The organism is Pantoea sp. SGAir0430 (genome assembly GCF_043549295.1).
This window is the reverse complement of the sequence record NZ_CP039428.1, coordinates 391820-405834: the sequence shown is the minus strand read 5'-3', so window position 1 is coordinate 405834 and position 14015 is coordinate 391820. Positions and strand designations below refer to the sequence as shown.

Genomic DNA, 14015 nt, shown 5'->3' with positions numbered 1-14015 from the left:
CTGCCCCTGAAATGTTTACTGAACAGGAATCGGGTTATCCGCCACAGACTGGTTGAACTGATTCACCAGCGTATGCTCGTTCGCGCCCGGGTTATCGCGCACCGGCAGCACGCGGTCGACAATCGCTTCGATGGTGTCGGTACCCAGCTTTTCAAACGTCTCGCTGATGAAGGCGTCCAGCGGCATGGCGCGCGGGTCGCCGCTTTTATAAATCAGATCGGTATCCACCCACGGCGGTGAGATTTCGATGACCTGCACGCCGGTATCACGCAGCAGGAAGCGCTGCGACAGGGTATAGGAGTGAATCGCGGCCTTGGTGGCCGAGTAAAGTGCGTTGGTCGCCAGCGGCAGGAAGGCCAGCACCGAGCTGTTGTTAATCAGCACCGCGTCCGGCTGCTGCTTCAGGTGTTCGATAAAGGCCGCACTGACGCGTACCGGTCCCAGAATGTTGGTGTTCAGTAGCGTCACCGCCTGCGCGTCATCCAGTTCGCCCGCCGCGTTGTCAAACGGCATGATGCCAGCATTATTGATGACCACGTTCAGGGCCGGATAGCGTTCCAGCACGCTCTGTGCGGCGGCCTGAATGCTGTCGGCGCGCGTGACGTCCAGCACCACATAGTCCATGCCCGGACTGGCGGCGGTGACTTCCTGCAGCAGCGCCTCGCGGCGTCCGGAGATGATCACCTGGTTGCCCAGCTGATGAAATTTTTCTGCCATTGCGCGGCCGATGCCAGAAGTGCCGCCCGTGATGAAGATGGTGTTATCGGTCAGTTTCATGATCTGATTCCTTAATGGGACAGTTATTGGGATTGCGATTCTGAATAAGGGGGCGTTCAGTGCACAGAGACGGGCCGATAGCGTTCAGCCGGCGCGTCGCTGCCGAGGTGCGGCATCATGGCCTGACGCGCCTGCTCATAGCGGGTCCAGAGCGCTTCGTCCTGCAGGGACGGAATGGTAATGAGCTCGCCGCGGGCGAAGCCGGTGAGCGCCGCATCAACCATCTCCTGCGCGCTCATGACGATGTTCGGGTCAAGCTGGTCAACCGGCAGACCGCCGTTATCCCAGAACGGCGTTGCGGTGGCACCAGGCAGCACGGCCTGTACCTGAATCCCCTTACCGGCCAGTTCATGGTGCAGCGACTGACTGAACGCCAGCACGTAAGCCTTGCTGCCGCCGTAAACACCGTTCAGCAGCTCAGGCGCAATGCTGACGATCGAGGCGATGTTGATGATGGCGCCGCGTCCGCGCGCCACCATGCCCGGCACCAGCGCATAGGTCAGGCGGGTCAGCGCGATGACGTTGAGGTTAATCATGGCGTTCATCTGCGCCACGTCGCTGTCCAGCAAAGAGGTATGCGTGCCGATGCCGGCGTTATTCACCAGCAGCGTAATGCTCGCGTCCTGACGCAGCTTTTCTTCCAGCGCGTTCAGCTGTGCGGCATCGGCCAGGTCCGCGGTGATGACTTCCACGCTGCGGCCGCTGTCGGTGGTGATGTGTTCAGCCAGCTGGTTCAGACGGTTGTGATTGCGGGCCACGATGATCAGGTCATAGCCCATGCGTGCCAGGCGGCCGGCGTACAGTGCGCCCATACCGGTAGAGGCACCGGTGACGACGGCAGTGCCGCGGTTGGTGTGTGTCTGCTGCGTCATGATATTCACCTTGTCAGTTATCGGGTTGGTGAATTCATAGTACGCAGTCGCGCACCGGCGCGGCTGACGAGAAAGGTCGTGATTTCGGACAACATGATGACCGGGATTCCGGCCATCGTGATCAGAAGGCGTTCAGGCGGGACAGCCCGCGTCAGGCTTTACCGGTGCGCAGCGACTGCGGCGGGATGCCGTAACCGCGAATGAAAACTTCCCGCATATGGCGGCGATCGCGGAAGCCGGATTCACGGGCTATTACCTCCATCGGCAGCCTGCTCTGCTCGATCAGCAAGCGGGCGTTTTCCAGTCGTAATCCCTCAATGGCTTTGGCCGGCGACTTGCCCGTCTCAGAACGGAACAGGCGGCTGAGCTGCCGCGCGCTGAGGTGAACCGCATCCGCAAGGTCTTCGATGGTCAGCGCTTTGCTGAGATTGTTGCGCGCATATTCCAGCGCCGACTGCAGCCGGTCGCTGCGCGGAGAGAGCATCAGCATCTCAGAGTGCTGTGTCTGTCCGCCGGAGCGGCGGTGATGCATGACCAGCAGGTGCGCCACGCTGCGCGCCACTTCGGCACCGAGATCTTTCTCCACCATTCCCAGCGCCATATCCAGCCCCGCGGTAAGTCCTGCCGAGGTCCAGATGTGATCGTCAATAATAAAGATGCGGTCTTCTTCTATCCGCGTCGTCGGGTGCAGCAGTTGCAGACTCTGGGCATGTACCCAGTGCGTAGTGGCGCGGCGCTCCGATAACAGACCGGCCTGCCCCAGCACGAATGCGCCGGTACAGATCCCGGCCACCCGGCGGGCCCGGGGCGCGTGCACCTGCAGAAAATCAACGATGCCCGCTGTGGCCGGCAGCTCCAGCGGCGTCATTACGCCTGCGACCAGCCAGGTATCCATTTCCATCTCTGCATGAATCGGCTGGCTGTCCACGCCGAAGCCGGAAGATGACTGCACCGTGCCACCGCGCTCTGAATAAACCGTGCAGTGATAAAACGGTTCGCCGTTTACCTGATTGGCAAACTCAAAAATGCTCAGCGTGGATAATCCCAGAACCTGGAAATAATCGGAAATCAGTAAACCTACCCGGTGCATCATCGTCTCCTTCAGTCGTCCGGCACCGTCTGCCACACTGTGTCCGGCCTGATGTTAAGCAGGGTGAGCCATGACAATAACCCGATTTCGCTCAGCGGTATCACCTGCGGAAAAATAAAAAAGGCGATGACACCGACCTGCTGCGGATCTTCTGCGCCGTTTTATGTTAAGAGTACCCGATCGGGCAGTTCGCCAGGCATAGGGTTTTAAACAGGCGGCCATTGCCCAGGTCATCAATCAGAGAAAAAACCATGAAAAAATCGATCGTTCCTGAAGAATTTCAGCACTATTACCATGACTGGCACTTCTCTCCCGTTATCGAAGCCGATGGCACCCTGTATCTTTCCGGGGTGACGGCAGCGCGGAAAGACAAACCGATAAGTACCCATCCTGAGGAACAATTCCATGATGCGTTTTATAAGCTGGGTGTGTATTTAAACGCTGCCGGACTGGACTATGAACACATACTGGAGATGACCACTTTTCATATCGATCTTAAAAAACACATCGGGGTATTTTCTAAGGTCAAAGATGTGTATATCAAAGCCCCCTACCCGGCATGGTCTGCCATCGGCGTATCAGAGTTCATTCCGGAAAACGCCCTGGTGGAAATGCGGATTGTGGCGAAAAGGGAGCTTCAGGCAGATGGGCAAAAATAACCGCAACCGCCGCTTCCGTCACAGGGCTGTGATTACAGCCCTGCTTCTTCCGCATTTATTCAGTTTTTCCCTGCATCAGCTGCCGGTATTTCATGCTGTCGTGGTACATCTCATGGAATACGCGGTACTTACGGTCGTAATACTCTTTGATTTTGTTGGTCTGCGGCGTGATGGTCTTACCGATGCGGCTCATGGCGGCCATCGCTTCGGGTAAAGAGTCGTATGCGCCCGCCGCCACGGTGCCCATCATCGCGCTGCCGAGCAACATGGCTTCACTCTCTTCCGGCAACAGCATCGCGCAGCCCGTCGCGTTGGAGTGCTCCTGCACAAAGATTGGATTTTTGGTGCCGCCACCGCTGGCCATAATGGTATCAATGCAGTAACCACTCTGGTTCATAGTTTCAATAATGTGGCGAGTGCCAAGCGCCAGCGCCTGGATGGTGGCGAGATAATGCAGCGCCATGTCTTCCGGCGTGCGCGACAGTTTCAGGCCAGTCAGCGTGCCGGTCAGGGTCGGATTGGCACGCGGAGAGCGGTTGCCATGGAAATAAGGCAACATATGAATGTCTTTGGTCAGGAAGGCAATATTCTCGGGTTCACCCGCCATCTTGCGCAGAATGCCGTTCAGCACTTCATAGATGGTTTTGCCGCTGTCTTTACCCTGCTTAAGCAGATCCTGATAACACGGATGCGACTGAATCACATGGTCAATCAGCGCGCCGGTGGTGGATTGTCCGCCTTCGTTCAGCCAGTAATCCGGCAAAATCGCCGAATAGTACGGCCCCCAGATGCCGCCGATATAGCGCGCGCTGCGCGACATCGCCATATGGGCCGTGGACGTGCCGCCAATCAGCGCAATGCGGTTGTCAAAATCCGCTGATTCGCCAGATGCGCCGCTGGCACCAAGAATACCGAGGCTGCCGGCGTGCGCATCAATAATCGAAACGCTGACCGCCGTGCCCGCCATTAACCCCATCTCTGCGGCGGCGCGCTGCGTCAGGCCATGCCCCAGCGGCTCACCCATGGTTTTCACTTCGCTGCCGATCTTTGCCGCGTTGTTTTCCAGTAAATCCTCCAGGCCAATCTGGCGGAAATAGCTCGGATCCCAGCGGTCTTCATGGCCGATATAGGTCCATTTGCAGACGGTAGAACACAAAGAGCGCGTGGTATCCTGGGTGGCGCGCCAGGTGAGGAAATCCGGCAGGTCGAACAGATGCCCGACGTTGCTCCAGGTGGTCGGCATGTGCTGTTTCAGCCACAGCAGTTTGGGGGTCTGCATTTCCGGCGAGATAATCCCGCCGACAAACTCCAGTACGCGATGGCCGGTGGCATTGATGCGTTCTGCCTGCGTGATAGCGCGGTGATCCATCCAGACAATAATGTTCTGCTCGCTGCGCCCGGTCGGGCTCACGGTCAGCGGTTTGCCTTCTTTATCCAGCACCACCAGCGAACAGGTGGCGTCAAAACCGATGCCTTTGACCTGAATCGGGTTGATATCCGCCTGACTGACCACGTCTTTAATCGCGTTACACACGGACTGCCAGATCTCATCAGAGGATTGCTCAACAAAATCAGCTTTCGGGCGGTAGAGCGTGATCTCCCGGCTGGCCTGGCCGAGCATACGGCCAGTCATGTCGAAGACGCCCGCGCGGGCGCTGCCGGTTCCTACGTCGACGCCAATAAAATAACTCGCCATGTTCTTTCCTTTCTTGAAAAGCTTTCGCTTATGATTTTCTGTTTTGCAGAGCGATAAACAGGATCAGGACACAACCCCACAGCGCCATGGTCAGGTAACTACTGACGCCCATCAGGTTCAGGCCGCTTTCCAGCATTTGCAGCACGATGAGCGCCAGCACCAGCCCAACCACCCGGCCAAAACCGCCGTCAGGGTTAATGCCGCCAAGCACCGAGGCCAGAATGGTCACCAGCAAATAGGAGTCGCCGTAGCCAGCCTGTGCCGAGTTAAATTTGGACATCATCAGCAGTGCCGCGCCCCACCCCAGCAGAGCTGAAAGCACGTACACCGCGATGGTGACTTTATGCGTGTTGACCCCACTGAACCGCGTCGCCTGCTCGCTGGAACCCATCAGATACAGGCTGCGGCCGAGCGTAGTGTGTTCCAGAAACACCCACAGCAGCAGCGCCACCAGCAGGAATAACACCAGGGCGACCGGAATACCCAGCAGACTGCCGTTGCTGAGGTACTGAATCACCGGCGGGAAGCCGGAAATGACCGCGCCGTTGGTCAGCAGAATATTCAGTCCGGCGATCAGCGTCATGGTGCCGAGGGTTGCCAGAATCGGTGAAACCCCGATAAAGGCAATCAGCGCGCCATTGAGCACCCCAATCACCAGCGCCACACCCAGACCCGCAAGCAGCGCCAGTGCGACATATTCCGGCTGGTTCGGATGCGCCACCAGAATCGCCGCCATCACCAGTGAACACGCGTTGGCACCGGCAATGATCGAAAGGTTGATCCCGCCGGTCAGCATGGTAATGCCCATCCCCAGCGCCAGCATGCCCAGAATCGGTAACTGCGAGGAGATCGACTGGAAATTGCCGACGCTGTAAAAGCTGCCACCCAGCGTAAAGGAGAACAGCACGGCAACGGCCACGATGATCAGCAACTGCAAACGGATGATGCGGTCGCCGGGGAAGAATCGGTTTAATGTCGTCATGTCATATCCCCTTCGCCAGTTTGCGTTTTTCGTTCCACGCGGTGCTGCTAATGCTGACCAGAATGATCGCGCCGCTGAACACCTGATGCCAGTAAGATGAAATGCTCAGCAGGGTCATGCCATTTTGCAGGAAGGCCAGCAGCATCACGCCCAGAATGGTGCCGGTTAGCGAGCCGCGCCCGCCGGTCATGCTGGTGCCGCCTAGTACCACCGCCGCCAGCACCGTCAGTTCATAACCGAGCAGGGAATTGGGCGCCACCGACTGGGTAATTTGCGCCTGTACCACGGCAGCAATACCCGCCAGCAATCCCATAAAACCGTAAACGTAAAAATGCAGCCGCAGGATGTTCAGGCCGAGACGTGATGCGGCGTCACGGTTGCTGCCCATGGCGTAAATCTGGCGGCCAACGCGGGTGCGATTCATCAGGACGCCGGTAACGATGATCACCCCCAGCAGGCAAAGCAGCGGCAGGGTCAGGCCATAGTCGTAACCGTCGGCGGCGGTGAACGAGAACCAGCTGATCCCATTCATAAACCAGTCGGGGAAACCGTACAACCAGGTGCCGTTAGTCAGATACACCAGCAAACCGTAAAACAGGTTGAGTGTCGCGATAGTGATAATGATGGCCGGCACGCGCAGCCAGTACACCAGAAAACCGTTGACCAGGCCGAGCAGCAAACCGATTCCCATCGACATGGCAAACGCCAGCGGAAAGCTGCCGCCGTGATGAATGATGTAGCTCGCCATCACGTACTGACCGATGGAGGTGACAGCGGGAAAGGAGATGTCGATGCCGCCGGCAATCAGCACCACAAACAGACCACAGGCCAGAATGCCCAGAATGGCATAGCTGGTGGCGACGTCTGTCAGGTTACCCAGCGTCATAAATTCACTGCTGCTGGCGCTCAGACCCACCACCAGCAGCAGCACCAGTAATCCCAGCCAGAATTCGTGCTGAGTAAACAGTTTCGATAGCGATTTGTTACCCATTAATCACCTCCGCAATCTGCGCTTCGCTGCTCTGGTGCGGCGCGAACTCCGCTACCAGTTCGCCTTTGCGCATCACCAGCACGCGATGGCTGTTGTAATACGCTTCCGGGATTTCATCGCAAATCATCAGCACCGCCATGCCGGATTCCGCCAGATCGCGGGCAATGCGGTAAATGCCTTCTTTATTGGCAATATCCACCCCTACCGTTGGTGAATCGAGGATCAGGATATGGGGCCGCGTCGCCACCCATTTGGCGATGGCGATACGTTGCGCATTGCCGCCGGAGAGCGTTTTAACCGGTAAACTGCTGTCCGGGACTTTAATGTTCAGGTCACGGATCAGGTCCTTAACTACCGCCGCGGCTTTGCGGTGATCCATCAATCCGGCGCCGGTATGCAGCTTGTCGAAAATCGATACCAGCGTGTTGTCATAAATGGATTGATCCATGATGAGCCCCTGCGTCAACCGGTCTTCCGACACATAGGCGATGCCGTGACGAATGGCGTCGCGGTTAGAGTGGAATTTCACCACCTTGCCGTTGATGCGGATCTCTCCGCTGTCCGGCTGGCTCATGCCAAACAGGCTCAGACAGAGTTCCGTGCGGCCCGAACCGAGCAGGCCGATAATCGACGTGATTTCTCCCTGCCGCAGCGACAGCGAAATATCGTGGTACTGCCCTTTACGGCTCAGCTGGCTGACTTCCAGCAGCGGCGTCACATCGGCCGGCGCCCGGTGTGGCAGGTGGCTGTAGGTAAAGCGCTGCCCGGTCATCAGGAACGCCAGTTCATGGCTGTCGAGTTCACTGGCCGGATAGGTGCCGACCAGTTTGCCGTCGCGCATCACGCTGATACGATCGGCTACTTCCATCACTTCATCGAGACGGTGACTGACGAACACCACGCAGATACCGGCAGCTTTGAGTTCATTCACCACCCGCAGCAGACCATTCACCTCGCTGCGGGTCAGTGACGCCGTCGGTTCATCCATAATCACCAGACTGGCGTCAGCAGCGATGGCACGGCATATTGCCACTAACTGGCGGTCAGCGATCGACAGCTTTTCAACTTTACGATCCGGATCCAGAGCAACGCCGACCCGTTGCATCGCCGCCAGCGCTTTTTTGCGCATTGACTCGCGATGTACCCAGAAATCACCGCCCGGTAAATAGCGGTGAATAACGATATTTTCGGCGACTGACAGATTGGGAAATAACGACAAATCCTGATAAATAACCTGAATGCCGTAATAAGAAGACAGCTGTGGCGTCAGGGTATGAAAAAGTTTTCCGTCCAGCGTAATGGCCGCGCCCTTTTCCGGTTGATAAACCCCGGAAATGACTTTAATTATGGTGCTTTTGCCGCAGCCATTCTGCCCGGCCAGACAATGCACCTCACCTTTATTCAGCGTCAGGCTGACATTATCCAGTGCTAATACGCCGGGGAACTTTTTACTGATTTTTTCGAGGCTGATAAAGGCCTCAGCATTGGCGGGGGACGTGCTGAGCGTATTCATCATAGTTCCTTAAGCCTGCCCATCCTATTTCCAGCCGGGTGTTGGCGATGCTCGCTTATCCGAATCATTTATTTATATCTCATCGAATTTCACTGACTTTCGCCGCGCCTGACGCGAATTATTCAGGGAATATGTTTTCAATCTCTGAGTAGAAGTTCAGATACAGCACAACATACAACGCCGTATCTGTTTCTATTTGCCTGGTGTGGCGCTGGAGATAATCTATCTCCGTTAAATTAAGGTGTTAAACATTCTGATCAGAAGCCAAGTGATTTCGCATTCTCTGGCGTTACTTCAAGAATTTTATTAAAGCGAATCACTTTCTTATCCATATCGACGTCGGCTTTGCCCAGACCTTCAATGCTCAGGTCTTTAGTGACTTCTTTACCCTGCAGCAGCTGATCGGCAACCGAAACCAGGGCGTAACCGGCATCTTTTGGATCCCACAGCAGGACTTTCTTAATGTCACCGCGCATCAGGTATGGCGCAGCCTGAGCGGGCATAGCGATCCCGACAACCGCGATCTTATTTTTCGCGCGCTTCTGCTGAACCGCCTGACCGGCACCAATCGGACCAAGGGAACCGAAACCGATAATTCCTTTCAGATCAGGATAGGTTTTCATCAAATCCAGCGTGGTGGAATATGACTTATCAATATTTTCAGCCACTGGCAGGCGTGACGTGACTTCATGCATGTCCGGGTATTTTTCTTTCTGATATTTGATTGCCGCATTGGCCCACGCATTATGTAATGGCACGGTCAAAGAGCCGACATAAATGGCATAACCGCCTTTGCCACCCATATCTTTTGCCAGCTCGTCCATATTGGCTTCCGCATATTTCTGGCTGTCGATGGTTTCGACATCCCACTGACCAATTTGCTGGTCCGGCGATTCATGGGTTAATACCACGATGCCCTGGTCGCGCGCTTTTTTCAGTACCGGCTCCAGTACTTTGGCATCGTTTGGCACCACAATGATGGCGTCAACTTTTTTGGCAATCAGATCTTCAATCACCTTGACCTGCTGCGCCGGATCGGGCGTGGAGGCGCCAACCTGATAGGCGTTAACATCCAGTTTCTGCGCGGCTTCTTTTACGCCGACTTCCATGCGGGTGAACCACGGAATACCGGTAACTTTGGCCACCACGGCGATATCGTAAGGTTTGGCAGCGAATGAGGGTGTTGTGAATAACATGCACGCTGAAACCACACATGCACTGACTAATGCGAGGTTAAATTTCATTTTGGTACCTTTCTGATGAGGTTCTGATATTGGGAACAGGCGGTTGCTATTTAATTCACGCTCAGAGATTAACTTACCCGTACATAGGTTTTCGCGCAGATGTGATGGAAATGTGAGCAAAGCCCATAAATGCTAAATTATATAACTTTAAATGTTAAATAAATGTTAATAGATAGAGGATTCTGGCACGATTTAGAGCTTTATGATAGCTTTCACTGCTATTTTGCAACATTAAAACATCTAATTATTAACAATAAAGTTACATATAAAACACCACGCTAAGGGTTTTACGACTGAAAAGTCACCGCGGTGTCTTTTAAATTGCACGGATTGTGAACAGCGTCACGGGAGCAGGCGCAGAGGTTTTGCACTGCCTGTGCAGATGCCCGGGCACGATGAAACCACATCCGCACCAGAGGCAGGTCGGACATGCACGCAGCTATAATTCCTTATGAGCGAGGAGCGGACAGCGCTCAAAGATCAATCTCATACTCAATAGCCTCTTTAATTTTCGCCAGGGCCTCGCTCAGCTGATTCATCGTGACTGAGCCAAGAGCCAGACGAATAGCATGCGGCACACAGTTTGAGGTGCTGAAGGGTTCTGCTGTGGAAACAGAGATATGTTGCTGCATCAATCGGTGAACAAGCCTGTCAGCCCTTACTTCCTGAGGCAGTGATAGCCAGATAAAGTAAGAGTTGTCATGGCTTACCCATTCACAGTTCACAAGTATTTTGCGCGCCAGCGCCTGCCGGTGACGCGCGTCCCGTCTTTTCAGCGCCTCAAAGCGTTTAAGTGTGCCATCTTTAATCCAGTCGCAGACAATCGAAACCATGAGGGAGGGAGTATTCCAGGTCGTTGCCCTGATGGCTCGCTCCAGGGCAATTCGCATTTCAGCGGGACACACCACGGCACCGACGCGCAGGCCAGTGGCGACACTTTTAGCAAAACCGGTAACATAAACGGTTCTTTCGGGCGCATAAGTGGCAAGCGGCGGCGGTGGACGACGGACAAGAAATGCATAGGCCGCGTCTTCGATGATAAGAAGATCGAACGTTCTGGCAATCCGGGCCAGCTCCCTGCGCTGGGCATCATTCATAACCCAGCCAAGCGGGTTATGCAGTGTTGGCATGGTATACACCGCGCGCAGGCGCCGGCGTTGGCAGATTTGCCTGAATGCCGTCAGGTCCGGTCCACTGGCATCAGCGGGTATCGCCACCAGCTCCAGATGATAGAGGCTGGCCAGGGCTTTGAAGCCAGGATAGGTCAGAGCATCTACAGCCACCACATCCCCGGGTTTCAGCAGCCCCATAACAGCAACGCTAAGACCGTGCTGCGCGCCATTTACAATCAAAACCTCATCAGCAGACGCGGTCATGCCGGAGGCATTGAGCCATAACGCGATTGTCTCCCTGTCGCTTTGCCTGCCAGCGTGCGGCTGGTAACGCAACAGTGAAGCCAGATCGCCAGATGTGGCCAGCTGTCGCATTGCCTGGCGTAACCGTTCCGCCTGGTCCGGTAGCGTAGGATAGTTGAAGTTCAGATCGAGCACGTCAGACGCCACTGCGTGCTGATCCAGACCCAGCCCGGCGGGCAGCGAAATTTCCCTGACAAATGTTCCTCTTCCGGTTTCTCCGCTCACCAGCCCCATGGCTTCCAGCTCAGCGTAAACGCGGGTAGCCGTTGCCAGTGACACGTGCTTTTCAGCCGACAGCGCTCTGTGGGTAGGCAGGCGGGCGCCCGGCAGGAGCGCGCCTGTTCGTATCGCGGAAGCGAATTCATCAACGATGACTTTGTATCGAGCTTTCATGAATTGTATCTATGACAATTATTTGATTGTCCTGAATGCTGGTACTTAGCATGGGGGCTGTCAACGTTATCTGTTAAATCATTTATCGAACTTAATGAGGTCTGTTGTGACAGTTACCAGGGTAAAAAATACACATTCTGGCCTGAAATCAGGTTGGCTGAACGGGCTGACCGGCGTGATCATCTTCAGTGGCTCTTTGCCCGCAACACGCATAGCAGTGCGGGAAATGGATCCCTTTTTTCTGACTTTTTCACGCGCTTCAATTGCCGGTGTACTGGCCATTATGCTGATTCTCTTTTTAAGTCAGGCTCGTCCTCAGCGGCATCAGCTGATTTCTCTGGTTGTCGTTGCTGCAGGTGTAGTGGTTGGTTTTCCTCTTCTGACAGCCATGGCGCTGCAGCACGTTACCTCGGCTCACTCTATTGTCTTCCTCGGTCTGCTACCCATGGCGACGGCTATTTTCGGCGTTGTCAGAGGAGGCGAAAGGCCCAGGCTGGCTTTCTGGATTTTTTCAGTCGCCGGCAGCCTGCTGGTGATGGGATTTGCCCTACTCCAGAAAGGTTCTGTATCAGTAACCGGCGATCTTCTGATGCTGGCTTCCGTGATTGTGTGTGGCCTCGGCTATGCCGAAGGTGCAAAGCTTTCGCGTGAATTGGGAGGATGGCAGGTTATCTGCTGGGCACTGATTATGTCCCTGCCGCTGATGCTTGTTGCCACCCTGGAGACCTTGCCGGAGAACATGGGCGAAATAAGCCTGCAGGCGTGGCTTTCACTGGGATATGTATCGCTGTTCAGTATGCTGATTGGTTTCATTTTCTGGTACAGGGGACTGGCTGCGGGCGGCATCGCCGCTGTGGGACAATTACAGTTGCTGCAGCCATTCTTTGGTCTCGGACTTTCAGCAACGTTACTGTCTGAAACGGTAAGGCCGATGATGATTCTCATAACACTGGGCGTGATCCTGTGTGTCGTTGGCTCGCGCAGGTTTGCAGATTAGTCCTTAGCCTCCTGTCGTCTGGATTTACGTAAGTGTCCGCGTTGGGCAAAAAGTGAACCACAATATGCGACGATCAGCCTGATTCTTAATACCGGAACAGTTCATGCTATAAACGATTTAACTTTTCATTCACCGACGATTGAGGGAATTTTCATGTTTGCGGTTGAGGAAATAAAAGTGAAGTATCCTGGCGCAGATGCCTGGCAAATGGGTGACAGCGCGGAACTGGCCAGCAAGCTGGCAGAACTGGTAAAAAAAGGCATCAAAACTGCTTCCTGCGGATCGTTTACCGCTTACCAGCAGGAGGAGTCTGCTCCGAAGATTGGGAGCTATAACATTATTCTTGATGGTCAGAATACCCCGGTCTGTGTGATCAGATTGATTTCACTGCGGCTGGTGCGTTTTTGTGATGTTACAGAAGAGTTTGCCCGCAAAGAAGGTGAAGGCGATTTAAGTCTTGAATTCTGGCAGAAAGAACACCAGCGCTTTTTTAGCCGTGAAGGTCATTTTTCAGAAGATATGGAGTTGATTGCTGAAGAATTTGAAGTGGTGGAAGTGCTGTAAGATCAGGCAAATAATTAACATTTTATCGGCGGCCATCAATAATAATGTCCGCTTTTAGCCTACAGAGGACTTAGCACAAGTCCATTTCTGCTATGAGCGCGAAGCGGTCATCCGCTGTTTATCGACAAAAATGCAGGCTTATAGCGTGGTTGCTTATTTATCAATGGGAAGCTGGTTTCTGTACATCTGTTGCTGTGTATGAATCGTAAATACATAGTTTAAACCGAATTGCATAGTGCTTGTTCCTGTACAAATCCCATCGCATTTATTGTGTAGCAATAAAGCTTTCATTTCATATAGTTGGATGGTCAATTTTCGAAACTCAGCAGGTAATCGAATGATCTTAAGTGTTAATCACGTTGGTTTTTCAGTTAAAAACATTGAAGACTCCGTGTTCTTCTGGACTCATATCCTTGGAGGTGAATTAATACGCGAAGGAAAAATGTCTGGACCCATAATCGATGAAGTCACAGGTGCAAGGGGAGCTGATGTACGGATGGCTTTGCTTGAACTGGCTGGTATCAAAATTGAATTACTACAATATAGTAATATAGAGCAGCCAGCAGAACCTTCAGCACCTTATATCCCAGGCTACGCTCACCTTGCTTTTACAGTTGAAGATCTTGATACACTGTTGAGCAAAGCATCGGACTATGGCTGGAAGACGCCGGGTAAACCTCAGACAGTGTTGTCAGGCCCCATGAAGGGAACCAGAGTAATATATTTACAAAGCCCTGATGGTCAGACGCTTGAATTAATGGAGCTTAGTCATTGAAGCCCATAGATTATCATCTGTTATCCTCTAATTAAAACAGTGACGTT

Annotated in this window: 13 protein-coding genes; 4 read left to right on the top strand and 9 right to left on the bottom strand. The window is 54.1% G+C overall.

Going from position 1 to position 14015, the window contains the following annotated elements; genetic code table 11:
- Nucleotides 1–15 precede the first annotated feature (15 nt).
- The 3 genes from E7738_RS20900 to E7738_RS20890 form a co-directional block, all read right to left on the bottom strand.
- Entirely contained in the window at nt 16–777 is a 762-nt protein-coding gene (locus E7738_RS20900) for an SDR family oxidoreductase (protein ID WP_021508768.1), read from the bottom strand.
- Nucleotides 778–833: 56 nt separating this feature from the next.
- Nucleotides 834–1649 carry an SDR family NAD(P)-dependent oxidoreductase gene (locus E7738_RS20895; RefSeq protein ID WP_058770444.1) on the bottom strand — a complete coding sequence of 272 codons (816 nt, stop codon included), beginning with the start codon at nt 1647–1649 and terminating at the stop codon, nt 834–836.
- A 151-nt stretch (nt 1650–1800) separates the two neighbouring features.
- Nucleotides 1801–2739 carry a GlxA family transcriptional regulator gene (locus E7738_RS20890; RefSeq protein WP_104093495.1) on the bottom strand — a complete coding sequence of 313 codons (939 nt, stop codon included), beginning with the start codon at nt 2737–2739 and terminating at the stop codon, nt 1801–1803.
- Nucleotides 2740–2990: 251 nt separating this feature from the next.
- Here E7738_RS20890 and E7738_RS20885 point away from each other — a divergent pair, with 251 nt between their 5' ends.
- Nucleotides 2991–3398 carry a Rid family hydrolase gene (locus E7738_RS20885; protein ID WP_282954497.1) on the top strand — a complete coding sequence of 136 codons (408 nt, stop codon included), beginning with the start codon at nt 2991–2993 and terminating at the stop codon, nt 3396–3398.
- Between the two features lie 55 nt (nt 3399–3453).
- On the opposite strand, the gene E7738_RS20880 is transcribed toward E7738_RS20885, so the two are convergent.
- From E7738_RS20880 to E7738_RS20855, 6 genes are all read right to left on the bottom strand, one after another.
- Nucleotides 3454–5094, bottom strand: a complete 1641-nt coding sequence (locus E7738_RS20880; RefSeq protein ID WP_058776185.1) for an FGGY-family carbohydrate kinase — start codon at nt 5092–5094, stop codon at nt 3454–3456.
- Between the two features lie 28 nt (nt 5095–5122).
- On the bottom strand, nt 5123–6076 hold the full coding sequence (locus E7738_RS20875) for an ABC transporter permease (RefSeq protein WP_211725599.1): 954 nt from the start codon (nt 6074–6076) through the stop codon (nt 5123–5125).
- A 1-nt stretch (nt 6077) separates the two neighbouring features.
- Nucleotides 6078–7067 (bottom strand): ABC transporter permease, encoded by a 990-nt coding sequence (locus E7738_RS20870; protein ID WP_394516373.1) that lies wholly within the window; start codon nt 7065–7067, stop codon nt 6078–6080.
- Nucleotides 7060–8580 carry a sugar ABC transporter ATP-binding protein gene (locus E7738_RS20865; RefSeq protein WP_394516565.1) on the bottom strand — a complete coding sequence of 507 codons (1521 nt, stop codon included), beginning with the start codon at nt 8578–8580 and terminating at the stop codon, nt 7060–7062. The genes E7738_RS20870 and E7738_RS20865 overlap by 8 nt, the downstream gene beginning before the upstream one ends.
- Before the next feature lie 257 nt (nt 8581–8837).
- Nucleotides 8838–9824, bottom strand: coding sequence for an autoinducer 2 ABC transporter substrate-binding protein (locus tag E7738_RS20860; RefSeq protein ID WP_031279943.1), 987 nt, complete (start codon nt 9822–9824; stop codon nt 8838–8840).
- A gap of 473 nt (nt 9825–10297) precedes the next feature.
- Nucleotides 10298–11632, bottom strand: a complete 1335-nt coding sequence (locus E7738_RS20855; protein WP_394516372.1) for an aminotransferase-like domain-containing protein — start codon at nt 11630–11632, stop codon at nt 10298–10300.
- Nucleotides 11633–11726: 94 nt separating this feature from the next.
- Here E7738_RS20855 and E7738_RS20850 point away from each other — a divergent pair, with 94 nt between their 5' ends.
- The 3 genes from E7738_RS20850 (at nt 11727) to E7738_RS20840 (ending at nt 13968) form a co-directional block, all read left to right on the top strand.
- On the top strand, nt 11727–12629 hold the full coding sequence (locus E7738_RS20850) for a DMT family transporter (RefSeq protein WP_104187684.1): 903 nt from the start codon (nt 11727–11729) through the stop codon (nt 12627–12629).
- Nucleotides 12630–12782: 153 nt separating this feature from the next.
- A complete protein-coding gene (locus tag E7738_RS20845) occupies nt 12783–13193 on the top strand; it encodes an ASCH domain-containing protein (RefSeq protein WP_164861081.1) in 411 nt (136 codons plus the stop codon).
- Nucleotides 13194–13530: 337 nt separating this feature from the next.
- Nucleotides 13531–13968 (top strand): VOC family protein, encoded by a 438-nt coding sequence (locus E7738_RS20840; protein WP_104187682.1) that lies wholly within the window; start codon nt 13531–13533, stop codon nt 13966–13968.
- Nucleotides 13969–14015 lie beyond the last annotated feature (47 nt).